The sequence below is a fragment of the Microbacterium sp. gxy059 genome, from assembly GCF_050958665.1.
Classification (GTDB): domain Bacteria; phylum Actinomycetota; class Actinomycetes; order Actinomycetales; family Microbacteriaceae; genus Microbacterium.
This window is the reverse complement of the sequence record NZ_JAMXWT010000002.1, coordinates 201,008-224,114: the sequence shown is the minus strand read 5'-3', so window position 1 is coordinate 224,114 and position 23,107 is coordinate 201,008. Positions and strand designations below refer to the sequence as shown.

22 protein-coding genes, 4 tRNA genes and 1 pseudogene are annotated in these 23,107 nt (G+C 70.9%); 11 read left to right on the top strand and 16 right to left on the bottom strand.

The genetic code is table 11. The annotated features are described in order from the left end of the window. Positions 1-12: 12 nt before the first annotated feature. From NHL53_RS02655 to NHL53_RS02645, 3 genes are all read right to left on the bottom strand, one after another. A tRNA-Pro gene (locus NHL53_RS02655) sits at positions 13-86 on the bottom strand. Between the two features lie 122 nt (positions 87-208). Further along, positions 209-279: transfer RNA gene (locus NHL53_RS02650), tRNA-Gly, on the bottom strand. A gap of 74 nt (positions 280-353) precedes the next feature. Then, positions 354-887: a gamma carbonic anhydrase family protein gene (locus tag NHL53_RS02645; RefSeq protein ID WP_433774874.1), complete on the bottom strand. Its 534-nt coding sequence runs from the start codon at positions 885-887 to the stop codon at positions 354-356. A gap of 180 nt (positions 888-1,067) precedes the next feature. Here NHL53_RS02645 and NHL53_RS02640 point away from each other — a divergent pair, with 180 nt between their 5' ends. Continuing rightward, positions 1,068-1,550, top strand: a complete 483-nt coding sequence (locus NHL53_RS02640; protein WP_433774872.1) for a Dps family protein — start codon at positions 1,068-1,070, stop codon at positions 1,548-1,550. 61 nt (positions 1,551-1,611) lie between these two features. On the opposite strand, the gene NHL53_RS02635 is transcribed toward NHL53_RS02640, so the two are convergent. Genes NHL53_RS02635 through NHL53_RS02620 form a run of 4 tightly spaced genes read right to left on the bottom strand, consistent with a single transcriptional unit; the run spans position 1,612 to position 5,893 of the window. After that, complete coding sequence (locus NHL53_RS02635) at positions 1,612-3,123, bottom strand: amidohydrolase (RefSeq protein ID WP_433774870.1); 1,512 nt, start codon at positions 3,121-3,123, stop codon at positions 1,612-1,614. 8 nt (positions 3,124-3,131) lie between these two features. Then, positions 3,132-4,133: an Fpg/Nei family DNA glycosylase gene (locus NHL53_RS02630; protein ID WP_433774868.1), complete on the bottom strand. Its 1,002-nt coding sequence runs from the start codon at positions 4,131-4,133 to the stop codon at positions 3,132-3,134. A gap of 1 nt (position 4,134) precedes the next feature. Continuing rightward, positions 4,135-4,632: a ribose-5-phosphate isomerase gene (locus NHL53_RS02625; protein WP_433774866.1), complete on the bottom strand. Its 498-nt coding sequence runs from the start codon at positions 4,630-4,632 to the stop codon at positions 4,135-4,137. Positions 4,633-4,666: 34 nt separating this feature from the next. Further along, entirely contained in the window at positions 4,667-5,893 is a 1,227-nt protein-coding gene (locus tag NHL53_RS02620) for a ferrochelatase (RefSeq protein WP_433774864.1), read from the bottom strand. Between the two features lie 164 nt (positions 5,894-6,057). Here NHL53_RS02620 and pepN point away from each other — a divergent pair, with 164 nt between their 5' ends. Continuing rightward, on the top strand, positions 6,058-8,631 hold the full coding sequence (pepN, locus tag NHL53_RS02615; protein ID WP_433774862.1) for an aminopeptidase N: 2,574 nt from the start codon (positions 6,058-6,060) through the stop codon (positions 8,629-8,631). Beyond that, positions 8,631-9,034: pseudogene (locus NHL53_RS02610) on the top strand (globin). Before pepN ends, NHL53_RS02610 begins: the two are co-directional and overlap by 1 nt. A gap of 4 nt (positions 9,035-9,038) precedes the next feature. On the opposite strand, the gene NHL53_RS02605 reads toward NHL53_RS02610, so the two are convergent. Continuing rightward, entirely contained in the window at positions 9,039-9,701 is a 663-nt protein-coding gene (locus NHL53_RS02605; protein WP_433774860.1) for a hypothetical protein, read from the bottom strand. 110 nt (positions 9,702-9,811) lie between these two features. Here NHL53_RS02605 and NHL53_RS02600 point away from each other — a divergent pair, with 110 nt between their 5' ends. Next, a complete protein-coding gene (locus NHL53_RS02600; protein WP_433774979.1) occupies positions 9,812-10,645 on the top strand; it encodes an acyl-CoA thioesterase in 834 nt (277 codons plus the stop codon). Here NHL53_RS02600 and sufU read toward each other — a convergent pair. The 4 genes from sufU to NHL53_RS02580 form a co-directional block, all read right to left on the bottom strand. Further along, positions 10,642-11,079, bottom strand: a complete 438-nt coding sequence (gene sufU / locus NHL53_RS02595; RefSeq protein ID WP_433774858.1) for a Fe-S cluster assembly sulfur transfer protein SufU — start codon at positions 11,077-11,079, stop codon at positions 10,642-10,644. The two genes, NHL53_RS02600 and sufU, sit on opposite strands and share 4 nt — an antisense overlap. Further along, positions 11,076-12,329, bottom strand: coding sequence for an aminotransferase class V-fold PLP-dependent enzyme (locus tag NHL53_RS02590; RefSeq protein ID WP_433774856.1), 1,254 nt, complete (start codon positions 12,327-12,329; stop codon positions 11,076-11,078). Before NHL53_RS02590 ends, sufU begins: the two co-directional genes overlap by 4 nt. A 75-nt stretch (positions 12,330-12,404) precedes the next feature. After that, a complete protein-coding gene (locus NHL53_RS02585) occupies positions 12,405-12,965 on the bottom strand; it encodes an acyl-CoA thioesterase (protein WP_433774853.1) in 561 nt (186 codons plus the stop codon). A 71-nt stretch (positions 12,966-13,036) separates the two neighbouring features. Next, positions 13,037-13,516, bottom strand: coding sequence for an acyl-CoA thioesterase (locus NHL53_RS02580; RefSeq protein WP_433774851.1), 480 nt, complete (start codon positions 13,514-13,516; stop codon positions 13,037-13,039). Between the two features lie 277 nt (positions 13,517-13,793). Here NHL53_RS02580 and NHL53_RS02575 point away from each other — a divergent pair, with 277 nt between their 5' ends. The 3 genes from NHL53_RS02575 (at position 13,794) to NHL53_RS02565 (ending at position 17,091) form a co-directional block, all read left to right on the top strand. Beyond that, entirely contained in the window at positions 13,794-15,128 is a 1,335-nt protein-coding gene (locus tag NHL53_RS02575; RefSeq protein ID WP_433774848.1) for a quaternary amine ABC transporter ATP-binding protein, read from the top strand. Continuing rightward, a complete protein-coding gene (locus NHL53_RS02570; protein WP_433774845.1) occupies positions 15,128-16,081 on the top strand; it encodes an ABC transporter permease in 954 nt (317 codons plus the stop codon). The genes NHL53_RS02575 and NHL53_RS02570 overlap by 1 nt, the downstream gene beginning before the upstream one ends. Before the next feature lie 101 nt (positions 16,082-16,182). Further along, positions 16,183-17,091 carry a glycine betaine ABC transporter substrate-binding protein gene (locus tag NHL53_RS02565; RefSeq protein WP_433774843.1) on the top strand — a complete coding sequence of 303 codons (909 nt, stop codon included), beginning with the start codon at positions 16,183-16,185 and terminating at the stop codon, positions 17,089-17,091. Positions 17,092-17,146: 55 nt separating this feature from the next. Here the strand turns inward: NHL53_RS02565 and NHL53_RS02560 are convergent, their stop codons facing one another. Next, positions 17,147-17,824 (bottom strand): GntR family transcriptional regulator, encoded by a 678-nt coding sequence (locus tag NHL53_RS02560; protein ID WP_433774841.1) that lies wholly within the window; start codon positions 17,822-17,824, stop codon positions 17,147-17,149. A gap of 153 nt (positions 17,825-17,977) precedes the next feature. Here NHL53_RS02560 and NHL53_RS02555 point away from each other — a divergent pair, with 153 nt between their 5' ends. Further along, positions 17,978-18,877 carry a glycine betaine ABC transporter substrate-binding protein gene (locus NHL53_RS02555; RefSeq protein ID WP_433774839.1) on the top strand — a complete coding sequence of 300 codons (900 nt, stop codon included), beginning with the start codon at positions 17,978-17,980 and terminating at the stop codon, positions 18,875-18,877. A 152-nt stretch (positions 18,878-19,029) separates the two neighbouring features. Here NHL53_RS02555 and ettA read toward each other — a convergent pair whose 3' ends face one another. The 3 genes from ettA to msrA all read right to left on the bottom strand — a co-directional run bounded on the left by ettA (position 19,030) and on the right by msrA (position 21,997). Continuing rightward, positions 19,030-20,712 (bottom strand): energy-dependent translational throttle protein EttA, encoded by a 1,683-nt coding sequence (ettA, locus tag NHL53_RS02550; protein WP_433774837.1) that lies wholly within the window; start codon positions 20,710-20,712, stop codon positions 19,030-19,032. 65 nt (positions 20,713-20,777) lie between these two features. Beyond that, positions 20,778-21,308, bottom strand: a complete 531-nt coding sequence (locus NHL53_RS02545; protein WP_433774834.1) for a single-stranded DNA-binding protein — start codon at positions 21,306-21,308, stop codon at positions 20,778-20,780. Between the two features lie 143 nt (positions 21,309-21,451). Further along, positions 21,452-21,997 carry a peptide-methionine (S)-S-oxide reductase MsrA gene (gene msrA / locus NHL53_RS02540; protein ID WP_433774832.1) on the bottom strand — a complete coding sequence of 182 codons (546 nt, stop codon included), beginning with the start codon at positions 21,995-21,997 and terminating at the stop codon, positions 21,452-21,454. 149 nt (positions 21,998-22,146) lie between these two features. On the opposite strand from msrA, the gene NHL53_RS02535 reads away from it, so the two are divergent. The 3 genes from NHL53_RS02535 (at position 22,147) to NHL53_RS02525 (ending at position 22,996) form a co-directional block, all read left to right on the top strand. Further along, positions 22,147-22,218, top strand: a tRNA-Arg gene (locus NHL53_RS02535). A gap of 35 nt (positions 22,219-22,253) precedes the next feature. After that, on the top strand, positions 22,254-22,883 hold the full coding sequence (gene orn / locus NHL53_RS02530) for an oligoribonuclease (RefSeq protein ID WP_433774830.1): 630 nt from the start codon (positions 22,254-22,256) through the stop codon (positions 22,881-22,883). A gap of 37 nt (positions 22,884-22,920) precedes the next feature. After that, positions 22,921-22,996: transfer RNA gene (locus tag NHL53_RS02525), tRNA-His, on the top strand. The last annotated feature ends 111 nt before the right edge of the window (positions 22,997-23,107 follow it).

The following is a 23,107-nucleotide window of genomic DNA, read 5'->3' as shown; positions in this document are numbered from 1 at the left end:
GGTGGGCCGTTGTCGGGGCGACAGGATTTGAACCTGCGACCTCCCGCTCCCAAAGCGGGCGCTCTACCAAGCTGAGCTACGCCCCGCGGATTCCGCGACCCTCGGGAACACGACACGGCCTCGACGAGTCTAGCCGACCGGATCCGGGGAGCCGTTCCGCGAATACGGAGAAAGGGCCCCGCCGGAGCGGAGCCCTTCTCGGATTCGGAGGGGATGACGGGAATCGAACCCGCACAACCAGTTTGGAAGACTGGGGCTCTACCATTGAGCTACATCCCCGCGTCGCCCGCAGGCAACCCCTCGAGTGTAGCGGATCCGGCGCCGCGCTCGCGTCGGCGCGTCGCTCGGGCGCGTCACGGCAGGGCGGCCGCATGCTCCTCGCGGTATCCGACGTACCGCGACGCGTTATCCCTCAGGCCCGCGATCTCCTCGTCGGTCAGGGGTCTCCGCGTCTTCGCCGGCACGCCCGCGACGAGCGAGCGGGGCGGGATCCGCTCCCCCTCCCGCACCACGGCGCCGGCCGCCACGAGCGTCTCCTCGCCGATGACCGCCCCCGACAGCACGACGGCGCCCATTCCGATGAGCGATCCGTCTCCGATCTCGCAGCCGTGCACGACCGCGCCGTGGCCGATCGAGACGTCCGCGCCGATCCGGCACGGGTGGGCGGCGTCCACGTGCACGGCCACGCCGTCCTGCAGGTTCGAGCCGGCGCCGACCCGGATGCCGTTCACGTCGCCGCGGAGCACCGCGTTGTACCAGACGCTCGACCGCTCGCCGAGGGAGACGTCGCCGACGATCCGGGCGCCCGCGGCGACGAAGGCGGTCTCCGCGACGGCGGGAGAGAGTCCGCCGATCGCCCGCACGGTGGAGGAGGGATCGATCATCATGCCCCGAGCATATGACGGCGCGTGAAGGCAAGGCCCGCCTCAGTGAGGTGAGCCTTGTTTTCCCCTGGTCAAATGCTGAATCAGCGTAGGCGATCCTTGGTTGCGCCGCCGCGAGAAGCGAGTACCGTTGAGGTCATCGCAGGCGAACATCCGCCTGCATCCGAGAGAAGGGGATCCTCCATGAGCAAGTCCACCGTCGCCGCAACCGCCGCCGACCCGACCGTCGCCGCCGGCTCCGCGCAGTTCCTCTCCCCCGTCGTCCTGGGCCTCCAGGCGCTCACCGTCAACGGCAAGCAGGCGCACTGGCACGTGCGCGGCGCCAACTTCATCGGCGTCCACGAGTTCCTCGACACGCTCGTCGAGCACGCGGGCGGCTGGGCCGACGAGGCCGCAGAGCGCATCGTCGCCCTGGGTCTGCCGATCGACGCCCGCATCGAGAAGGTCGCCGAGAAGGTCCCCGCCACGGGCGCCCCGGCCGGCTTCGCCCCCTCGGACGACGTGATCGCCGGGATCGTCTCCGACATCGACGCCGTCATCGCCGACCTCGACGCGGCGATCGAGGGCCTCGACGAGATCGACCTCACGAGCCAGGACGTCGCGATCGGCATCAAGGCCGGTCTCGAGAAGGACCGCTGGTTCCTCGTCGCGCACATCTCCGCGTGATCTGAGCCGCACGAAGACGAGAGGCCCCGGGCGTCGCCCGGGGCCTCTCGCGTGCGCGGGCTCAGCCGAGGTGGGTGAGCCGCCCCGCGATCATCGTCGCGTGCACGGGCATCGCCTCGAGCACCGCGCGGGGAGCGGCGAGCGGATCCGCCGCGACGAGCGCGAGGTCCGCCGGCGCCCCCGGCAGCACCTGCTGCGGGTCGCCGGAGCCGCCGAGCGTCGACGCCGCGAGCGCCGTGCGGACGTCGAGCGCCTGCTCGGGGCGCCACGGATCGCGCTCGTCGCCCGTGCGGTGCACGGCCGCCGCGATCTGGGTCCACGGGTCGAGGTCGGAGACCGGGGCGTCGGATCCGAACAGCAGGCTCGCGCCGACGTCGCGGAGCGCCCGGAGGGGGTAGGGAACGGCGGTCTGACCGCCCCAGAAGCGATCGGTGAGATCGCGGTCGTCGACGAGATGGCGCGGCTGCATGCTCGCCTCGACGTCCAGGCGGGCGAATCGCGGCACGTCGGCCGCGCGCACGAGCTGCGCGTGCTCGATGCGCCCCGGCACCTCCGCCCGGGCGAACGCGTCGAGAGCCGCCGCGTTCGCGACGTCCCCGATCGCGTGGATCGTCGTCGCGAGCCCCGCCGATGCGGCCCGCTCGACGAGGGCCGCCATCTCATCGGGCGACGTGCTGAGCGCGCCCCTCCGACCGGGCAGCCCGGAGTAGTCGTCTGTCGTCGCCGCCGTCCGGGTGCCCAGCGACCCGTCGCCGAACACCTTGAGCATGCCCAGGCGGACGAGCTCGCTCCCCGCGACCGGATCCCCCGTCCCGAGCCCCGCCGCGATCGCCGCGTCGAGGTGCTCCGGGTACACGTCGGTGAACACACGGAGGCCGTCCCACCCCGCCTCGGCGCGACGGGTCCACGGCCCGAGGTTCTCCCCCAGCTCGAGGTCCCAGACGCCGACGACCCCGCGTGCCGCCGAGCGCTCGGCGAGCTGCCGCAGCGCCCCGTCGGCGATCGCCCCGTCGACGTCGCCGAGGCGATCGATGAGGGCGAAGGCCGGCGCCTCGCGCACCACGCCGGTGGCGTCGGAGGGCACGAGCCCCTCGCGGCGGAAGGCGGCCGAGTTCATCCACACCGCATGCACGTCGGCGCCGATGAGGTAGGCGGGTTCCTCGCCGGACATCTCGTCGAGGAGGGCGAGCGACGCGGGCTCCGACCAGAGCGCGTCTGCCCAGCGGATCACGAGCCTCCGGCCGTCCGCCTGCAGAGGCTGGGCGGCGGCGAACCGGGCCGCCTCCGCGGGCGACGCGGCGTGCGCGACCGACGCCCGGGAGACGGCCAGCGCCGCCTGCAGAAGATGCGCGTGGTGGTCCCAGAGCCCCGGAACCGCCCAGGCGCCGTCGGCGTCGAGAACGCGTCCGGCGCGGCGGATCGCCCCCGCGGGGGCGATGTCGGCGATCCGTCCGTTCGCGAGCCAGATGTCGTAGAGCCCGCAGGCCGCGACGTCGGGGTGGCTGAGCAGCTCGCGCCCCTCGCCTCCCACGTGGGCGTTCGCGATGACGTCGACGACGGATCCGCGTTCCACGACGCCTCCTACTTCTGACAGAGCGGGCACCAGTACAGCTTGCGCGCCTGCATCTCCTCGAGCACGATCTCGGTGCCGCACACGCGACAGGGCAGCCCCGCGCGATGGTAGACCCAGTGTCGGTCGTCGCGGGAGGACATGGCTCGCCGCCACGCCTCCGGATCGAGGTCGTCCATGGTCATCATCTGACCGACCTCGACGCCGACGCGCAGCAGCCGGACCCAGTCGCGCCACAGCTCGCGCACGATCTCCTCCGGCACGGCCTTCCCCGGCGTGTGCGGGTTGAGGCGCGCGCGGAACAGCATCTCGGCGCGGTAGACGTTGCCGATGCCGCTCACGACCTGCTGGTCCATGAGCAGCTGGCCGATCGCGACGCCCCGGCGGCGGACGGCCGCGACGAAGCGCTCCTCGTTCTCGGCCGGATCGCCGACGAGCGGGTCCGGCCCCAGACGCTCCATCACCGCGCGGATCTGCGCGGGCGACTCGACCGCGCAGGCCGTCGGCCCGCGCAGGTCCGCGCAGGTCGCGTCGGTCATGAGGCGCGCCCGCACCTGCCCGACCACGGGAGGCGGCCACGGGAGGTCATCGTCCGCCACGCTCTTCGTCTGCTCGGACATGCGCACGCGGCCGCGGGTCCTCCGGGGCGCGCCGATCGAGGCGAGCGAGTTCTCCCCCGCGTCGTCGAGGACCGACTCGTCGCCGAGGTCCGTGCCGCGCTGGTTCGTCTGCCCCATCCGGCCGTTCGCCGACGCGATCGTGGGATCGACGAGGATCTCCCCCGCGAAGTCCCACGCGCCGTAGAGCCCGAGGTGGACGCGCAGCCACAGGTCGTCCTCGAACTCGAGGAACATCTGCTTGCCGACCGCGAGCGCCGTCGTCAATGCGCGGCCGTCGAGCATCGCGGCGCCGTCGGCGAACCGCCCCTGGGGGCTCGAGACCGCGACGGCGCGGCCCGTGAAGTTGCGGTCGAACTGGCGCGCGATCCGGTGGACGGAGTGCCCCTCCGGCATCTCAGCCCCTCGCGCGCGGCGCGGGGCCGTCGACGAGCGATCCGTCCCTCTCGAACGAGGCGATCTGGCCGATCCGGCGCACGTGCCGTTCATCGCCGGAGAAGGGCGTCTCGACGAACCGCTCGATGAAGCTCAGCACCTCGTCGAACGCGTGCTGCCTGGCGCCGATCGAGATGACGTTCGCGTCGTTGTGCTCCCGGGCGAGCTCCGCCGTCGAGAGGTTCCACACGAGCGCCGCGCGGACGCCCTCGACCTTGTTCGCGGCGATCTGCTCGCCGTTGCCGGATCCGCCGAAGACGACGCCCAGCGCCTCGACGCCGGCGCGCTGGTCGGCGACGACGGCCTGCGCGGCGCGGATGCAGAAGGCGGGGTAGTCGTCGACGGCGTCGTACGCGACGGGTCCGTGGTCGACGATCTGGTGGCCGCGGGCCGCGAGCTCGTCCTGCAGGCGGGTCGAGAACTCGAGGCCGGCGTGGTCGGTGGCGATGTGGATGCGCATGGAAACCGATTCTCCCCTATTCAGCGCGCCGCGCTCACGGGGCGATGCCCGCGGCGGCAGGACGGAACCCGAGGCGGGCGTTCTCGCAGTCGCCGGGGCGGGAGACGTCGAACCACGGCCCGAGGTCGGTGACGTGCGGGCGCTCGGCGGCCGGCGTGCCGTCGAGGCGCTCCTCGATGAGGTCGACGAGACCGCGGACGAACGCGGGGTGGACCCCGGGGGTGCGCGTACGGACGAAATCGAGCCCCGCCTCGGCTGCCGACTGCTTCGCCTCGTTGTCGAGATCCCAGAGGACCTCCATGTGGTCGCTGACGAAGCCGAGCGGCACCACGGCCACCGCGCGCACGCCCTGAGCGGGCAGCTCGGCGATCACGTCGTTCACGTCGGGCTCGAGCCACGGCTGCGAGGGAGGGCCGGAGCGCGACTGGAACACGAGGTTCCAGTCGACGTCCTGCGCCTGCGGGAGCTCGGCGCGCAGGCGCTCGACGATGTGCGCCGCGACCGCCCGGTGCTGCGCCTCGTACGCGCCGCCCTCTCCGAAGTCGCGGTCGCGCGGTCCCGAGCGCTGGGCGTCTCCCGTGGGGATCGAGTGGGTCGAGAAGAGCAGGCGGATCCCGCTCGCCGCGTATCCGTCGTCGAGCCACCTCCCGACCGCGTCGCGCACGCCCTCGTAGAAGGGCTCCACGAAGCCCGGGTGGTCGAAGAAGAGGCGCACCTTGTCGATCGTGACGGGGTCGTCGCCCTCGCCGAGGCCCGTGCCGCCCTCGTCCGACCCGAGCACGCGGGCGAAGTCCTCGCGGTACTGGCGGTCGCTCGAGTACGAGCTGTAGGCGCTCGTCGCCAGCGCGAGGAGCGTGCGGTGACCGTCGGCGTGGGCCTGCGAGACGGCGTCCTCGAGGAACGGATGCCAGTTGCGGTTGCCCCAGTAGATCGGCAGGTCGAGTCCGCGGCGCGCGATCTCCTCCTCGAGAGCCGCCTTCAGCGCGCGGTTCTGCTCGTTGATCGGGCTCACCCCGCCGAAGTGGCGGTAGTGCGTCGCCACCTCCTCCAGCCGCTCGTCGGGGATGCCCCGGCCTCGCGTGACGTTGCGGAGGAACGGGATCACGTCGTCCTGCCCCTCGGGGCCGCCGAAGCTCGCGAGGACGATCGCATCGTATGCGACCGGCGTCTCCACGAAGGGCGCTCCCGAGCGGGCCGCGGGGGATGCGTGGAGAACGGTCGGTTCTGTCTGCTGTGCCGTCTGCGGCGCCTCGATGCTCACGGATCCGATTGTCCCACTCCGCGTCCTGTGACCGGCCCGAGCGCGGCCGGGGACACGAGACTCCCATCCGGCGGACCGATCGAGCGCGTAGGCTGTACCAGTTGCCCTGGGCCCATCGCGTGCTCCGGGTCCTTCCCCCGAACAACTTCATGGGAGCAGCCACAGTGCCTGGAGAGAACCTCACCCGCCTCGAGGCGGAGGAACGCCGCGCCGTCGTCGAGACCCACAGCTACGAGATCGCCCTCGACCTCACCAAGGGCGGCGAGGTGTTCGGCTCGCGCAGCGTCGTGCGCTTCGGCGGCCGCGCCGGTGCGAGCACGTTCATCGACCTCATCGCCCGCGACGTGCGCGAGGTCACGCTCAACGGGCGCGAGCTCGACCCCGCCGACGTCTTCGCCGACTCGCGCGTGCTCCTCCACGACCTGCAGGAGGAGAACGAGCTCGTCATCGACGCCGACTGCGAGTACACGAACTCCGGCGAGGGCCTGCACCGCTTCGTCGACCCGGTCGACGGAGAGGTCTACCTCTACACGCAGTTCGAGGTGCCCGACTCCCGCCGCGTGTTCGCGGTCTTCGAGCAGCCCGACCTCAAGGCGACGTTCCAGTTCACGGTCACCGCTCCCTCCGAGTGGACCGTCGTCTCGAACCAGCCGACGCCCGAGCCGATCGCGCACGAGGAGGGCGGCACCTCGACGTGGGGCTTCGAGCCGACGCCGCGGATGTCCTCCTACATCACCGCGCTCGTCGCCGGCCCGTACGAGCAGGTGCGCGACGAGCTGACGAACAGCGAGGGGCGGGTCATCCCCCTCGGCGTGTTCGCCCGGAAGAGCCTCTGGCCGTTCATCGACGCCGACGACATCTTCGCCAAGACCAAGCAGGGCTTCGCGTTCTTCGAGGAGAAGTTCGGCGTGCCCTACCCCTTCGCGAAGTACGACCAGCTCTTCGTGCCCGAGTTCAACGCGGGCGCCATGGAGAACGCGGGAGCCGTCACCTTCACGGAGAGCTACGTGTTCCGCGGCAAGGTCACCGACGCGGTGCGCGAGCGCCTCGTCGTCACGATCCTGCACGAGCTCGCCCACATGTGGTTCGGCGATCTCGTCACGATGAAGTGGTGGAACGACCTCTGGCTCAACGAGTCGTTCGCCGAGTGGGCCTCGACGATCGCGACGGCCGAGGCCACCGAGTGGACCGGCGCCTGGACGACGTTCAACGCGATGGAGAAGACCTGGGCCTACCGCCAGGACCAGCTGCCGTCGACCCACCCCGTCGTCGCCGAGATCCGCGACCTCGAGGACGTGCAGGTGAACTTCGACGGCATCACCTACGCCAAGGGCGGCTCCGTGCTCAAGCAGCTCGCGGCCTACGTGGGGATCGACGAGTTCTTCGCCGGCGTCGGCGCCTACTTCCGCGCCCACGCCTACCAGAACACGACGCGCGACGACCTGTTCGCGGAGCTCGAGAAGACGAGCGGCCGCGACCTCGCGACCTGGTCGGCCAAGTGGCTCGAGACGGCGGGCGTGAACACGCTCACCCCGGCCGTGGACGAAGACGTCGACGGGAACATCACCCGCTTCGCCGTGCTGCAGACCGCGCCGAGCGACCACCCGACGATCCGCCCGCACCGCATGGGCATCGGCTTCTACGACCTCGTCGACGGCGCGCTCACCCGCACCCACGCGATCGAGGTGGACGTCGACGGCGACCTCACCGAGATCCCCTCGCTCGTCGGCCGCCGCCGCCCGGATCTCATCCTCCTCAACGACGGCGACCTCGCCTACGCGAAGATCCGCCTCGACCGGAAGAGCCTCGACACCGCGATCGCGCACCTCGCCGACATCGCGGATCCCCTCGCCCGCTCGCTCGTCTGGGGCGCCGCGTGGGACATGACCCGCGACGGCGAGATGGCCGCGCGCGACTACATCGAGCTCGCGCTCGGCGCGATCGGCGCGGAGACCGAGTCGACCACGATCCGCACGACGCTGCAGCAGCTGCGCCTCGCCGCCGACGCCTACGTGACCCCCGACACGCGCGCCTCGCAGCGCTCGCGGGTCGCCGACAGCCTCTGGCGCCTCCTCGAGCGCGCGGAGCCGGGCAGCGACCTGCAGCTGCAGCTCGCGACGGGATTCGCCCAGGCGGCCTCCCGCCCGGAGCACGCCCAGCGCGTCGCGGGCCTGCGCGACGGATCGATCTCCTTCGACGGCCTCGAGATCGACGCCGACCTGTCGTGGCAGCTCCTCGTCTCGCTCGCGGCGAACGGCGCCGCGACGGCGGAGGACGTCGAGCGCGCGCTCGCGGAGGACAACACCTCCAAGGGCGCCGAGTCGGCCGCCCAGGCGCGCGCCGCGCTGCCGGGGCGCGACGCCAAGCAGGCGGCCTGGTCGGCGCTCATCGAGCAGGACACGATGCCGAACACGCTCGTGCGCTCGTCGTGCGCCGGGTTCGTGCACCCGTCGAGCCGCGACGACCTCTCGGCCTTCGTCGAGCCGTACTTCGCGATGCTGCTGCCGATCTGGCAGGAGCGCTCGTTCCAGATCGCGTCGTACCTGATCGAGCTGCTCTACCCCGCGACGCTCGCGAACGCGGAGCTGCGCGACGCGACGCGCGCCTGGCTGTCGGAGAACGCGGAGGCGCCCGCCGCGCTCCGGCGCATCGTCGCCGAGAACCTCGCGGGCGTCGAGCGCGCGCTGGCCGCGCAGGCGCGCGACGCCGAGGCCGACGAGGAGCCCCTCGAGGCCTGATGGTCCGCATCCAGCCGACCGGCGGGCCGCCCACCTTCTACGAGCAGGTGGCGGCCGGCCGACGTTCCGCCGCCTCGTCGACGTCTTCTACCGCGAGGTCGCGGACGACGAGGTCCTGAAGCCGATGTATCCCGAGGAGGACCTCGGTCCGGCGGCGGAGCGTCTGCTGCTGTTCCTCGAGCAGTACTGGGGCGGCCCGACGACGTACAGCGAGCAGCGCGGGCACCCGCGGCTGCGTCAGCGCCACATGCCGTTCCGCGTCACGCCCGACGCCCGCGACAGGTGGCTGCGCTGCATGCGCGTCGCGGTGGACGAGCTGGATCTGTCGCCCCTCCACGAGGCGACCCTGTGGGACTACCTGGAGCGCGCGGCGTACGCGATGGTGAACACCTTCGAGCGCTGACCGCTCAGGACGCGCCGGCCTCGCGGACCGGCGTGAGCCCCGAGACGGCGGGTCCGCGCGACAGCACGTGCCCCCGGGAGAGCGTCAGGCGCGTCCATCTCCCCGCCCTGAGCACGCGCGCGGTCTCCTCTCCGCCGATGAAGCCGAACGAGAACGCCGCGAAGGCCACGCCGAGCGGCAGGCCGCCGAGGTCGTCGTCCGGCTGCCCCCAGACGGAGGCCCGCACGGCGCGCACCGCGTCCTCGCCGGCGTCGTTCGGGACCTGATGGGCGACCGCCGCGATGCCCCACTGCGCGCGGCTGGCGAGCACCGAGGCCTGCACCTCCCCCGCATGCGACCATCCGGCGCGGGGCGGGGCGATGCCGGCCCAGGCCGGGGAGGTCGCCTGGTCGGGGAGGGAGAGCGCATGCGGCTCGTCGGCCTCCGCGAGCTCCGAGACGACGAGATCGCATTCGAGCTCGGGGTCGGCGGCGAGCACGCGCATCGCGAGCACGGTCGGCGTGCGATCCAGCAGCCCGCGCGGGGCGAGCGCGGCCGATGTCATCGCGAGGATGCCGCCCCGCGCCTGCAGGCGGACGCCCTCGTCGCCGATGCGGGCCGCGCGCCCGGCGAAGGTGAGCGCGTCGCGGGCGGAGTCGGAGTCGGCGAGGAGGAGACGAGGAGCCATCCCTCCTAGACTATTCGCCAGCGCACGCCCGGGCTCCGTCCGGACGGCCGAACCGACCGCGCGCGAGGAGCCCCGTGACACCGTTCGACCTCCCCCACGACCCCGTCCGCATGCTCCGCGAGATCCTCGACCTCGACGACACCGGGGCGCGCACGCGGGAGGACGTGTTCGTGGGACGATCACACCCGATGCCGGGCGGGCGCGTGTTCGGCGGCCAGGTGGCCGCGCAGGCCGTGACGGCGGCGACCAGGACCGTGCCGGACGACCGCTTCCCCCACTCCCTGCACGGCTACTTCCTGCGTCCGGGGGATCCGGACCTGCCGATCACGTTCGCGGTGGACCGCATGCACGACGGCCGCTCGTTCTCCCGTCGCGGGGTCCGCGCCTTCCAGTCGGGCGTGCCGATCTTCTCGTCGATCGTGTCGTACCAGGACGAGGATCCCGGGATGGAGCATCAGCAGGGCATGCCAGACGTGCCGCGCCCCGAGGAGATCGAGGCCGGGGACCCCGGCTCCCCCCTGCTGCGGGCGAACCCGATCGAGGCGCGCCACGTCGAGGGCGACATCTGGCAGTCGGTGGCGGACGCGCGACCGCGCCAGGCCGTGTGGATGCGGATCCGCGGCCCCCTCGACGGCGACCCGGCCCTGCATCGCGCCGTCCTCGCCTACATGACCGACTTCACGATCCAGGAGTCGGTGCTGCGCGCCCACGGGATCTCCTGGCGCACGCCGGGGCTGCGCACGGCCAGCCTCGACCACGCGATCTGGTGGCACCGCTTCGCGCCGGCCGATGAGTGGCTCCTGTACGTCTCCGAGTCGCCCAGCGCGCAGGGCGGGCGGGGTCTGAGCACGGGGCGCCTGTTCACGGAGAAAGGCGTACTCGTCGCGAGCGTCGCCCAGGAGATCATGGCCCGCGTGCCGAACGACGCGGAGCCCGCGAGCTAGCTCACGAGCGACGCGTGGAGGTCCGCCTCGAGCGCCACCCAGCCGAGCATGGCGCACTTGATGCGCATGACGTACTTGGCGGTGTTGCGGAAGGCGGCCGCGTCGCCGAGCTCCTCCGTCGGCTCCACCGCGCCGCGGGAGCGCATCATCTCGCGGAACTCGGCGATGCGCGCCAGGGCCTCCTGACGTGTCGCGCCCGTGAGCAGCTCGCTCATGATGGACGCGGACGACATCGAGATGCTGCACCCCTGGCCGTCCCACGCGAGCCCCGTGATGACGTCGTCCTCGACGGTGATGCCGAGCGTGATCTCGTCGCCGCAGGAGGGATTCAGCTCATGGTGCACGTAGGGGTGCTGATGCGGATCCCCCGTGCCCTCGGGAGAGCGGGAGTGATCCAGGATGAGCTCCTGGTACATCCCCTCCAGACCGCTCATCGGTCGGCTCCGAAGAAGCCGCGGACGTCGGACAGGGCGGAGCCGAGGCGGGCGACCTCGTCGGGGATCGTATAGATCGATGCGCTCGCGCGGGTCGTGGCGGTGACGCCCATGGCGCGGTGCAGCGGCTGAGCGCAGTGGTGTCCGGTGCGCACGGTGATCTCCTTGTCGTCGAGGAACTGGCCGACGTCGTGCGCGTGCACGCCGTCGACGATGAAGCTGACGAGCGCGGCGCGCTCCTGACCCGGCTCGGGACCGACGAGACGCACCCCCGGCACGCGGCTCACCGCGTCGACGAGCAGGCCGGCGAGCTCGCGCTCGTGCGCGGCGACCGCGTCCATGCCGATCTCGGAGAGCATCTCCGCCGCGGCGCCGAACCCGATCGCCTGGGCGACCGGCTGGGTCCCCGCCTCGAAGCGGAGCGGCGCGGGAAGGAACTCGGCGCGCTCCATCGTGACGGTCGTGATCGTGGATCCCCCCGTGCGGGCCGGGGGCAGCTCGTCGAGCAGCTCATCGCGCCCGTAGAGGGCGCCGATGCCCGTCGGGCCGAGCATCTTGTGCGCGGAGAAGGCCGCGAAATCGACGCCGAGCCCCCGCAGATCGACCGGGAGGTGGGGAACGGACTGGCACGCGTCGAGCACCGTGAGCGCGCCGACCTCGCGCGCGATCGCGACGACGTCGGAGACCGGCGCGATGAGGCCCGTCACATTCGACACGTGCGAGAACGCGATGACCCGCGTGCGGGGCGAGACGACCCCGCGCAGCCCGTCGAGCGTCCAGACGCCTCGCTCGTCGACCGGCGCCCAGCGCAGCGTCGCGCCCGTGCGCGCGGCGAGGCGCTGCCATGGGATGAGGTCGGCGTGGTGCTCCGCCTCGGTCACGACGATCTCGTCGCCGGGACGCAGCGCGAAGCGCTCGCCCCCGAGCCCCGCGGATGCGTCGGCCATGCCGAGGGCGACCATGTTCAGCGCGTCGGTCGCGTTCTCTGCCCAGACGATCTCCCTGTCACCGGCCCCGACGAGCCGCGCCACCGCGGCCCGCGCGTTCTCGAAGGCCCAGGTCGCCTCGCCCGTGGCGAGGCTCGATCCGCGGTGCACCGCGGCGTAGTCGCGCCGCGCGAAGTCGGCCTCGGCGGAGATCACCCGCTCCGGTCGCTGCGACGTCGCCGCCGAATCGAGATACGCGACGCCGGCGTTGGCCTGGAAGAAGGGAACGGCGGCTCGCGCCGATGCTCCGGGGGTGATGGGCATGCGAGGGACTCCCGAGGGTGGATGGGGTGTGCTCTCCATCTTCCCCCATCCCGCGCCGCGAGGCGCGGGATGGCCTCACTCCCAGACGCTCGGCGCTGGCCTCTTCGTCGACGGGAGAGACGACGCCTGCGCCCAGTCGTGCACCCAGCCGTCCACGCCCGGCAGGCCCTCGGGATGCCCCAGCGCCTCGAAGAGCTCGTCGTGCGGGACCGTGCCGCCGGAGCGGCGGAGCATCCGAGCCCGCACGATCACGCGAGCGAAGACCTCCCCGTCGACGACGACGCGGTGCTCGAGGAACAGCGCCCGATCGTCGTACCCGACGAAGCGCGTCTCGACGTCGAAGCGCTGCCACAGCTGCAGGGAGCGGCGGAACGTGATGGTCTCGTTCGCCACGACGGCGTACCAGTCCCGCTCCTTCATGGCGTGGAACAGGCCGGTGCGGATGAGCAGGTCCCAGCGTCCGAGATCGACCAGCGACAGGTAGCGGCCGTTGTTCATGTGCCGCAGCAGGTCGAGATCGGTCGGCAGCGTCGTGAGGCGGATCCGCCCCACGTCGATGGCGTCGAGCGCCTCGCCGCGGCGGACGCGGAGACGAGCGCGGAGGAGTGTCAGGAGGGTGCGCCAGATCACGTTCACGGAGCAGGATCGTATCGATCCTCCCCCGTTTCCCCGAAAGCGTTGGAGAATTCCTCCAGCGCCCGCCGACCTCAGGCCCCGCGCAGCGCCACGGGCTCCTCCACGAGCGGCTCCCACGCCGCGCGGACGACTCGCGGCAGGCGCACGGGACGCATCGTCTCGCCGTCCGTCAGCACCATGGTCGTGATGCCCCGGGCGTAGACGACCCGCTCCCCGCGCTCGATGCCCGACATCTCGTAGCAGAGATCCGCGCTGGCCCCGCCGAGGCGCCCGAACCAGACGTCGATGTCGAGGGGCAGCTGCCGGTAGACGACGGGAGCGAGGTACTCCACGCTCTGCCGCCCGATGAGGGGAGCATACGGACCCTCTCCGTCGACGAGCATGCCCTCCCCGAACACCTGGCAGGGCAGGCGCCGCTCGGCATCCTCGTGCTGCCACAGCGCGCGGATGCGCGCTTCCTCGAGAAGCTGCTGCAGGGTCACGTTGTTGAGGTGCCCCAGGGCGTCCTGATCGCCCCAGCGCATGGGGAGGGAGATGCGGATCCGCGTCATCGCCTGCGGTCCCTTCGTCGCGTTCGAGAGGGCGCGCCGAGCGACGCGCCCACGGCTCATTATCGGCGACCGCTCGGGGTCCTCACGGCTCCCGAGCGCCCCCGAAACCCCGGGGCTGATCACCGATTTTCGAGAAAGTCCTGATCCTGCGGGTAGGCTGTATCCGCTGAAGAGGCGTCGACGCGCAACCCGACGTCTCCGACACCGCCGCGGCGACGCGTCCGACACGACCGCAGGCTGACCATCTCTTCACGATTCGAACAGGGGCCGAGCGCGCATGGTGCGCCGCAGACCGCGCTCGTTGCAGGGGAACGTGACCGACAATCCGAATGATGTGCTCGTCCGAGCCGAGGGACTCTACAAGGTCTTCGGCCGGAAGCAGCGCGAAGCAGTTGACCGACTCCGCGCGGGGACCCCGCGCGACGAGCTCGACGGCGCGACAGCCGCCGTCATCGACGCCTCCTTCGAGGTGCGACGGGGAGAGATCTTCGTCGTGATGGGCCTGTCCGGCTCGGGCAAGTCCACCCTCATCCGCATGGTCAACGGCCTGCACGACGCCACGGCCGGCTCCATCACGATCATGGGCAAGGACATCACGCAGGTGTCCGATCGGGAGCTGCGCGAGATCCGTCGAGACGACGTCTCGATGGTGTTCCAGCACTTCGCGCTGCTCCCCCACCGCACCGTCATCGACAACGTCGCATACCCGCTCGAGCTGCGCGGCGTCGACCGGGATCAGCGCCGTGCGCGCGCGAACGAGATCCTCGATCTCGTGGGGCTCGGCGGCTGGGGCAGCAAGCTGCCGTCCGAGCTGTCCGGCGGCATGCAGCAGCGCGTCGGCATCGCACGCGCCCTCGCCTCCGACGCCGAGATCCTCCTGATGGACGAGGCCTTCAGCGCGCTCGACCCGCTCATCCGCCGCGAGATGCAGGAGCAGCTCGTCGATCTGCAGAAGACGCTGAACAAGACCATCATCTTCATCACGCACGACCTCAACGAGGCGATGTTCCTCGGCGACCGGATCGCGGTCATGCGCGACGGCCGCATCGTGCAGATCGGCTCGCCCGAGGACATCCTCACGGACCCCGCGAACGACTACGTCGAGCAGTTCGTGCAGGACGTCGACCGCACGCGCGTGCTGACCGCCGCGAACGTCATGGAGCGCCCGCGTCCCGTGGTCGACCAGAAGGCCGGACCGCGCGTCGCGCTGCGCGCCATGCGCGATCCGTTCCTCGGCGCGGCCTACGTCGTGGACGAGAAGCGCCACCTCATCGGCATGATCACCGACCACGACGCCATGCGGCTCGTGCAGAAGGGCGAGCGCTCGATCGCCTCCCGCATCAAGCCGGCCCCGGCGACCGTGCGCGACACCGACGTGCTGATGGACATCTTCGTCCCCGCGATTGAGACCCCGCTGCCTCTCGCCGTGCTCGACGAGGAGGAGCGCCTCGTGGGCGTGATCCCCCGCATCACCCTGCTCGCGGCTCTCGGGCCGAGCAGCTCGGAGACCCAGGAGATCACCCTGCCGACCGCACCGCTGTCCAACGACGTCATCGACGAGGTCCTCGCCGCATCCGAGGATCCCGCCGCCGAGAAGGGGGAGGTGCGCTGATGGAGGGCTTCCGCGTTCCGTTCGGCTCCTGGGTGAGCGTCGTCGTCGACTGGGTCCGCGACAATCTCAAGGGCCTGCTCGACGTCATCTCGTCCGTCGTGAGCTTCCTCGTCGACGGACTCGCCGACCTGCTGCTCGCGCCGCCGGCCATCGCGATCATCGTCGTCCTGACGCTCATCGCGTGGCTGTTCCGCTCATGGCAGCTCGCCGTCGGCACGGTGATCACCTTCGCGATCGTCATCGGCGTCGATCAATGGGACGAGACGATGCAGACCCTCGCGCTCGTCCTCATCGCGACGCTCGTGACGCTCGTGATCGCGATCCCGCTCGGCATCTGGGCGGCGCGCAACGACACGGTCAGCGCGGTGCTCAAGCCGGTGCTCGACTTCATGCAGACCATGCCGGCCTTCGTGTACCTGATCCCGGTCATCATGTTCTTCAGCATCGGGTTCGTCCCCGGCGTCATCGCGACCGTGATCTTCTCGCTCCCCCCTGGCGTCCGCCTCACGGAGCTGGGCATCCGCAGCGTCGCCGCCGACACGGTCGAGGCCGGGCACGCGTTCGGCGCGACCCCGCGTCAGATCCTGTTCGGGATCCAGCTGCCCCTCGCGATGCGCACCATCATGGCCGGTGTGAACCAGGTCATCATGCTCGCGCTGTCGATGGCCGTCATCGCCGGCATGGCCGGTGCTCCCGGGCTGGGCCAGAAGGTCGTCCAGGCCGTGTCGACCGTCAACGTCGCGCAGGGCGCGGAGGCCGGCCTCTGCGTCGTGTTCATCGCGGTCTTCCTCGACCGCGTCACCGCCGCGATGGGCAATCCCGCCGACTACCGTTCGTCGCTCCTCGGCATCCTCGCGCGTCGTCGCGACGCGCGCCGGCAGCTCGCGGCCGACGAGGAGGCGCGCCAGGAGGCCGGGCAGGCCCAGCAGTCCATGCGCCGCGCCGCGCCGTGATCCACCTCAGATCGAGCGGGCTCACCCGCTCTGCGCCCGGCTCCGTTCGGACGCGCTTCCCCTACACCCGCGACACAGCACGCGGGAGGAAAGGACACCTCATGAACAAGCGACACCTGACCGGCATCCTCGCGATCGGCGCCGCCGGCGCCCTCGTGCTCTCCGGCTGCAGCTCAGACGGCGGCAGCGGCGGCAGCGGCGAAGGCGATGGCGACAAGGGCACGATCACGCTCGGCTTCCTCCCCTCGTGGACGGACGGGCTGAGCACCGCCTACCTGCTCGAGGACCAGCTCGGCAAGCTCGGCTACGACGTCGAGATGCAGGAGCTCACCGAGGCGGGACCGCTGTACACCGCGCTCGCCCAGGGCGACGTCGACATGTACCCGTCGGGCTGGCCCGAGGTCACCCACGCGGAGTACATGGAGCAGTTCGGCGACAGCATCGAGGATCTCGGCGCGTACTACGACGGCGCCGTGCTCACGATCGCCGTCCCTGACTACATGGACGACATCGACTCGATCGAGGACCTCAAGGGCCAGGGCGACCGGTTCGACGGCAAGATCATCGGCATCGAGCCGGGAGCGGGCCTCACCGGGGCGGCGGAGAAGATGATCCCCGAGTACGAGCTCGATGGCGAGTACGAGCTCGTCACCTCGTCCACGGCGGCGATGCTCGCGGAGCTCGACTCGGCGGTCGCCGCCGAGGAGGACATCGTCGTGACGCTGTGGCGCCCCTTCTGGGCGAACAGCGCCTACCCCGTCAAGGACCTCGAGGACCCGAAGGGCGCGATGGGCGAGGCCGAGACGCTGAACTTCCTCGGCAAGGACGGCTTCGCCGAGGAGTTCCCCGAGGCCGCCGAGCTCGTCGCGCAGATCAAGCTCGACGACGACCAGTACGGCTCGCTCGAGGAGATCGTCACCGACGAGCAGTACGAGGGCAAGGCCGACGAGGCCATCGACGTCTGGCTCGAGGAGAACGGCGACCAGTACGACTGGGTCGTCTCCGAGTGACGCGCTGACGCGATGGAAGGAGCCCGCTCCCCTCGGGGAGCGGGCTCCTTCGCTGTCATCCGGCCTCGGTCAGCGCGCCGCCGATGCGCGCGATGGCGGCGTCGATCGCAGACGCGGTGACCTCGGCGGCGCGCGCGCCGTCTCCGCAGCGCACCGCGGCGATGAGGGCCGGCTGGTAGTCGAGCAGCGCCGCGCTCTCCCCCGCGTCGACGGACTCGCGCACCCCGACGAGCTTGTAGGCGCGCGAGCGGTGCCACAGGGCGCGGATCGAGGAGACGAGCACGAGGTTGCGCGACGCCGCATACAGCGTCTCCAGCATCTCCTCGTCCCGCGCCAGGTACTCCGCGGCGCGGACCTCCCCCAGCGCCCGTCGAGCCGCCCCGTACGACTCCTCCATCCGGAACGCGGTCTCCTCTCGCTCGGCATCCGACGCCCCGAGACGCGCGGCTTCGACCTCCAGAAGGCGCCTGACCGCGTAGACGTCGAGCATCTCGCCGGGCGTGAAGCCCCGGACGACGGCTCCGCGATAGGGGCTCGAGACGATGAGCCCCTGCTCCTCGAGCCGGCGGATCGCCTCTCGCACCGGCATCATGCTCGTGCCGAGCTCGTCGGCGAGCGAGCGGATGCGCAGAGGGGCGCCCGGCGGAAGGTCGCCGTCGAGGATCGCGGCGTGGATCGCCTCGAATGCGCGGTCGGCGACCCGCGAGCCGGGGTCGAGCGGGGGCAGTGCCATGCGCTCATTGTAGGGATTCGGATCCCGGTTCCGACTGCGCTAACGTGGCGTGTGATCACAGATCACATCTGCGTCTCGTCGTCCGATGAGCAATCGGACCGGGTCGCGATGCTCCACCTCGGCCCGCGGAGAGCGGGAGGAAAGGAACGACCCATGACGAAGCGCCATCTGACCGGAGCACTCGCCCTCGGAGCGGCCGCGACCCTCGTGCTCGCGGGATGCTCGAGCGACGGAGGCGGCGGGTCGGACGGCGACTCTCTCGGGGAGCTCACGATCGGCTACATCCCCTCCTACACCGACACCCTCGTGACCGCCTTCCTCGCGCAGGACCAGCTCGAGCGCCTCGGCTATTCGGTGGAGCTCACCGAGCTGTCCGAGGTCGGCGTGGTCTACACCGCCCTGGCCAACGGAGACCTCGACATCTACCCGTCCGCGTGGCCCGACATGACGCACGCGACGTACGTGGAGCAGTACGAGGGCGATCTCGAGGATCTCGGCACGTTCTACGATCAGGCGCAGAACTTCCTCGCCGTGCCGACCTACACCGACATCGACTCGATCGAGGATCTCGCGGAGAACCCCGACATGTTCGACGGCGAGATCATCGGCATCGAGTCGGGCGCGGGCCTCACCGAGCAGACGCAGACGGTCGCGATGCCCGAGTACGGGCTCGACGGCGACTTCGAGCTCGTCACCTCGTCGACGGCCGCGATGCTCACGGAGCTCGAAGCGCGCATCGCGAACGAGGAGGACATCGTCGTGACGCTCTGGAAGCCCTACTGGGCCAACGGGGCGTTCGACCTGAAGGAGCTCGAGGACCCGAAGGGCGGGATGGGCGAGCCCGAGACCATGCACACCTTCGCGCACGCCGGCTTCGCCGAGGAGTTCCCCGAGGCCGCGGAGTACTTCGCCGGCTTCGTGCTCGACGACGACCAGTGGAGCTCGCTCGAGAACACCGTCGTCAACGACTACGACGAGGGCCAGGAGGCCGACGCCGTCGCGCAGTGGATCGAGGAGAACCCCGACGCGTACGACACGCTCGTCGCGGACTGACTCCCCGCGCAGACGACGGCGCGCCCCGAGGATCTCTCCTCGGGGCGCGCCGTCGTCTTGTGCGCTCGACCTCAGTCGCGCGTAGTCCTCGCTTCGCTCGTCGACGCACTCAGTCGCCTCGGGTGCCCGAGCAAGCTCGGGCACCTCTCGGCTCAGTCGCGCGTGAGCTTGCGGTGGGTCGTGCGGTGCGGGCGCGCCGCGTCCGGACCCAGACGCTCGATCTTGTTCTGCTCGTACGACTCGAAGTTGCCCTCGAACCAGTACCACTTCGCGGGGTCCTCGTCGGTCCCCTCGTAGGCGAGGATGTGCGTCGCGATGCGGTCGAGGAACCACCGGTCATGGGTGACGACCACGGCGCATCCCGGGAACTCCAGCAGCGCGTTCTCGAGCGACTGCAGCGTCTCGACGTCGAGGTCGTTGGTCGGCTCGTCGAGGAGCAGCACGTTGCCGCCCTGCTTGAGCGTCAGCGCGAGGTTCAGGCGGTTGCGCTCGCCGCCCGAGAGCACGCCGGCCTTCTTCTGCTGATCCGGGCCCTTGAAGCCGAACTTCGAGACGTAGGCGCGCGAGGGAACCTCGGTCTTGCCCACCATCATGATGTCGAGCCCGTCCGAGACGACCTCCCAGAGCGTCTTCTCGGGGTCGATGCCGCCGCGCGACTGGTCGACGTAGCTGAGCTTCACGGTCTCGCCGATCTTCAGCTCGCCGCCGTCGAGCGGCTCGAGGCCGACGATCGTCTTGAACAGCGTCGTCTTGCCCACGCCGTTCGGGCCGATGACGCCGACGATGCCGTTCGGCGGCAGGCTGAAGCTGAGCCCGTCGATGAGCGTGCGGCCGTCGAAGCCCTTCTGCAGGTTCTTGGCCTCGATCACGAGGTTGCCGAGACGCGGCCCCGGCGGGATCTGGATCTCCTCGAAGTCGAGCTTGCGGGTGCGCTCGGCCTCCGCGGCCATCTCCTCATAGCGGGCGAGGCGCGCCTTCGACTTGGCCTGGCGCCCCTTCGCGTTCGACTTCACCCACTCGAGCTCGTCCTTCAGGCGCTTCTGGAGCTTCGCGTCCTTCTTGCCCTGGATGTCGAGGCGCTCGGCCTTCTTCTCGAGGTAGGTCGAGTAGTTGCCCTCGTAGCCGATGAGGCGGCCGCGGTCGACCTCGGCGATCCACTCGGCGACGTGATCGAGGAAGTACCTGTCGTGCGTGATCGCGATGACGGCGCCCGGGTACTGCTGCAGGTGCTGCTCGAGCCACAGCACGCTCTCGGCGTCGAGGTGGTTGGTGGGCTCGTCGAGGAGCAGCAGGTCGGGCTTCTCGAGGAGCAGCTTGCAGAGCGCGACGCGGCGCTTCTCGCCTCCCGACAGATGAGCGACCTGCGCGTCGCCCGGGGGCGTGCGCAGGGCGTCCATCGCCTGCTCGAGCTGCCCTTCGAGCTCCCAGCCGTCGACGGCGTCGATCGCCTCCTGCAGCTCGCCCATCTCGGGGAGGAGCTTGTCGTAGTCGGCGTCGGGGTTCGCCATCTCGGCGGAGATCTCGTTGAACCGGTCGATCTTGCCCTTGATGTCGGCGACGCCCATCTCGACGTTCTCGAGCACGGTCTTCGACTCGTCGAGCTCGGGCTCCTGCATGAGGATGCCGACCGTGAAGCCCGGCGTCAGCGTCGCCTCGCCGTTCGAGGGCTGGTCGAGACCCGCCATGATCTTCAGGATCGTCGACTTTCCGGCGCCGTTCGGGCCGACCATGCCGATCTTCGCCCCCGGGAAGAACGACATCGAGACGTCGTCGAGGATCACCTTGTCGCCCACGGTCTTGCGGGCCCGGACCATCTGGAAAATGTACTCAGCCATGTTGCCGCTCAGTCTACGGCGATCGCCCGGGAAAAGGCGGATCGGGCGGGTGCGCCGCGCCCGGATCAGTACGGGACCGGGGCGTCCTCGAGCGAGTGCTCCGGCGTCTCGCTCGTCGCCCGTTCCTCACCCGGCGCGGCCCACTCGCTCGGCGGAGCGGCGGCGCGCGCGTCGGACGCCTGCGGGGCGGCGGCCCCCGACGGCGCCTGGTCGTCCGCCGGCCGCTCGGCGCTCGCCTGAGCGACCGCTCGGGCGAACCGCGCCGTGCCGAAGCGGAGATCGGGTCCGATGCCGTCGGCGAGGATCTCGACGTGCGTGCCGGAGCGTTCGTCGCGCTCCCACCGCTCGACGTTCAGCTTGCCGGTCACGATCACCCTCTGCCCCTTCTCGAGCGAGGAGACCGCGTTCTCGGCGAGCGCGCGGAACAGCACGACCGAGTACCAGTTGGGCGCCGCGTCCCGCCACTCCCCCGTGCGCGGATCCCGGCGCCTGCTGGGGCTCGCGATGCGGATCCGCGTGTACGGGGAGCCGGTGCTGCTCGTCATGAGCATCGGGTGCTCCGCGATGTTTCCGATGACGGTGATGCTGTCGGACATGCTCTTCCCTTTCGCCTCGCCCAGCCGCGCTTCGACCGGGTGAGGCCAGGCTGGCCCGTCCGCAGGCCTGTTCGCAGGCCGGATCGGCCGAAAGGGGAACGGATCCGGCGGATCCGCGGCTGTGGAGGCGGAGTCGGGCGGGATCAGGCCCGGGCGTACTCGCCGAAGCGCGCGCGGACCTTGTTGACCTTCGGCACGGCCACGGCGAGGCAGTAGCCCTGGCCCGGGTTCTTGGCGAAGAAGTCCTGGTGGTCCTCCTCGGCGTCCCAGAAGACCCCGAGCGGCTCGATCGTCGTGACGATCTCGCCCTCTCGCGTGCCGATCGGCGCATCCCACAGATCGCTCGCGCGGCGCCGCGCGGTCTCGAACAGCTCGCGCTGCGCCTCATCCTCCGGGAACATGGCCGAGCGGTACTGCGTGCCCCTGTCTGCGCCCTGATGGTTCAGCTGACGCGGGTCGTGCATCGTGAAGAACGCGTCGAGGATCACCTCGGCCGGGATGACCTCGGGATCGAACGTCACCCGAACGGCTTCCGCGTGCCCCGTCGTCCCCGTGCAGACCTGCGCGTAGGTGGGGCTCGCCGCGGCTCCTCCGGTGTACCCCGAGACGACCTCCTCCACGCCGCGGAGGGCGCGGTAGGCCGCGTCCAGGCACCAGAAGCATCCCCCGGCCAGCACGAACGTCTGCATGTCGATCCCGCTCCTCGCGTATCTGCGCCGCGCCCGGAACCGGGCGCCTCCCTCCCACGGTACGCCCGCGTGGGGCGCCCGGCTCCGGCGCGCGCGGAGCGGAGGGCGCTACCCTGGTCTGGCGGCTCGCGGCGCTTCCGCCCCGCTCACCCCTCGTAGCTCAGTGGAAGAGCAGCGGCTTTCTAATCCGACGGTCGGGAGTTCGAATCTCTCCGGGGGGACTCCGTCCTATCGCGAACACGAGGAGAGGCCCGAGATGGCTGCAGGTGCGTCCGAGAACGATCGGCTCGTCTGGATCGACTGCGAGATGACGGGTCTCGACCCCGCCGTCGACGAGCTCGTCGAGATCGCCGTCGTCGTCACCGACTTCGAGCTGCGGATCCTCGACCCCGGGCTGCAGATCGTGATCCGCCCGAGCGACGCCGCGCTCGCGAACATGAACGAGTTCGTGACGAACATGCACCGCACGAGCGGGCTCGACCGAGAGATCCCGGACGGCGTGCCGCTCGCCGAGGCCCAGGACCAGGTGCTCGCCTACGTGCGCCGCTTCGTCGGCCAGGAGCGCCGCGCTCCGCTCGCCGGCAACACGATCGGAACGGATCGCATGTTCCTGGCGAAGTACATGCCCGAGCTCGACGGCTTCCTGCACTACCGCAACGTCGACGTCTCCAGCATCAAGGAGCTCGCACGCCGCTGGATGCCCCGCGTGTACTTCAACGCGCCTGAGAAGAACGGCGGCCATCGCGCCCTCGCCGACATCCTCGAGTCGATCCGCGAGCTGCGCTACTACCGCCGCGCGGCGTTCCTCCCCGAGCCCGGCCCGACGACCGACGAGGTCAAGGCGATTGCTGAGAATGTCGTGAGCGAGTTCGCTCCGAACCTGTGACAAGATAGTCGGGTTGCCGCGTCACGGCGCGGCCACGGTGGCTATAGCTCAGTCGGTAGAGCGCCTGGTTGTGGTCCAGGAGGTCGCCGGTTCAAGCCCGGTTAGCCACCCCACTCATCAGCCCCAGCATCTCGATGCTGGGGCTGATCCGCTTCTCGCGTCGACCCCAGGTGGGCGCGTCGCCCCGCGCCCGCGGATCGCGCGGCGTGTCGCCGGTGCGCTGA

Coding starts and splice junctions, on each gene's coding strand:
- NHL53_RS02645 (WP_433774874.1), bottom strand. CDS start 887: ATGATGATCGATCCCTCCTCCACCGTGCGGGCGATCGGCGGACTCTCT.
- NHL53_RS02640 (WP_433774872.1), top strand. CDS start 1,068: ATGAGCAAGTCCACCGTCGCCGCAACCGCCGCCGACCCGACCGTCGCC.
- NHL53_RS02630 (WP_433774868.1), bottom strand. CDS start 4,133: ATGCCGGAGGGGCACTCCGTCCACCGGATCGCGCGCCAGTTCGACCGC.
- NHL53_RS02625 (WP_433774866.1), bottom strand. CDS start 4,632: ATGCGCATCCACATCGCCACCGACCACGCCGGCCTCGAGTTCTCGACC.
- NHL53_RS02605 (WP_433774860.1), bottom strand. CDS start 9,701: ATGGCTCCTCGTCTCCTCCTCGCCGACTCCGACTCCGCCCGCGACGCG.
- NHL53_RS02600 (WP_433774979.1), top strand. CDS start 9,812: ATGCTCCGCGAGATCCTCGACCTCGACGACACCGGGGCGCGCACGCGG.
- sufU (WP_433774858.1), bottom strand. CDS start 11,079: ATGAGCGGTCTGGAGGGGATGTACCAGGAGCTCATCCTGGATCACTCC.
- NHL53_RS02590 (WP_433774856.1), bottom strand. CDS start 12,329: ATGCCCATCACCCCCGGAGCATCGGCGCGAGCCGCCGTTCCCTTCTTC.
- NHL53_RS02580 (WP_433774851.1), bottom strand. CDS start 13,516: ATGACGCGGATCCGCATCTCCCTCCCCATGCGCTGGGGCGATCAGGAC.
- NHL53_RS02575 (WP_433774848.1), top strand. CDS start 13,794: ATGGTGCGCCGCAGACCGCGCTCGTTGCAGGGGAACGTGACCGACAAT.
- NHL53_RS02570 (WP_433774845.1), top strand. CDS start 15,128: ATGGAGGGCTTCCGCGTTCCGTTCGGCTCCTGGGTGAGCGTCGTCGTC.
- NHL53_RS02565 (WP_433774843.1), top strand. CDS start 16,183: ATGAACAAGCGACACCTGACCGGCATCCTCGCGATCGGCGCCGCCGGC.
- NHL53_RS02560 (WP_433774841.1), bottom strand. CDS start 17,824: ATGGCACTGCCCCCGCTCGACCCCGGCTCGCGGGTCGCCGACCGCGCA.
- NHL53_RS02555 (WP_433774839.1), top strand. CDS start 17,978: ATGACGAAGCGCCATCTGACCGGAGCACTCGCCCTCGGAGCGGCCGCG.
- ettA (WP_433774837.1), bottom strand. CDS start 20,712: ATGGCTGAGTACATTTTCCAGATGGTCCGGGCCCGCAAGACCGTGGGC.
- NHL53_RS02545 (WP_433774834.1), bottom strand. CDS start 21,308: ATGTCCGACAGCATCACCGTCATCGGAAACATCGCGGAGCACCCGATG.
- msrA (WP_433774832.1), bottom strand. CDS start 21,997: ATGCAGACGTTCGTGCTGGCCGGGGGATGCTTCTGGTGCCTGGACGCG.
- orn (WP_433774830.1), top strand. CDS start 22,254: ATGGCTGCAGGTGCGTCCGAGAACGATCGGCTCGTCTGGATCGACTGC.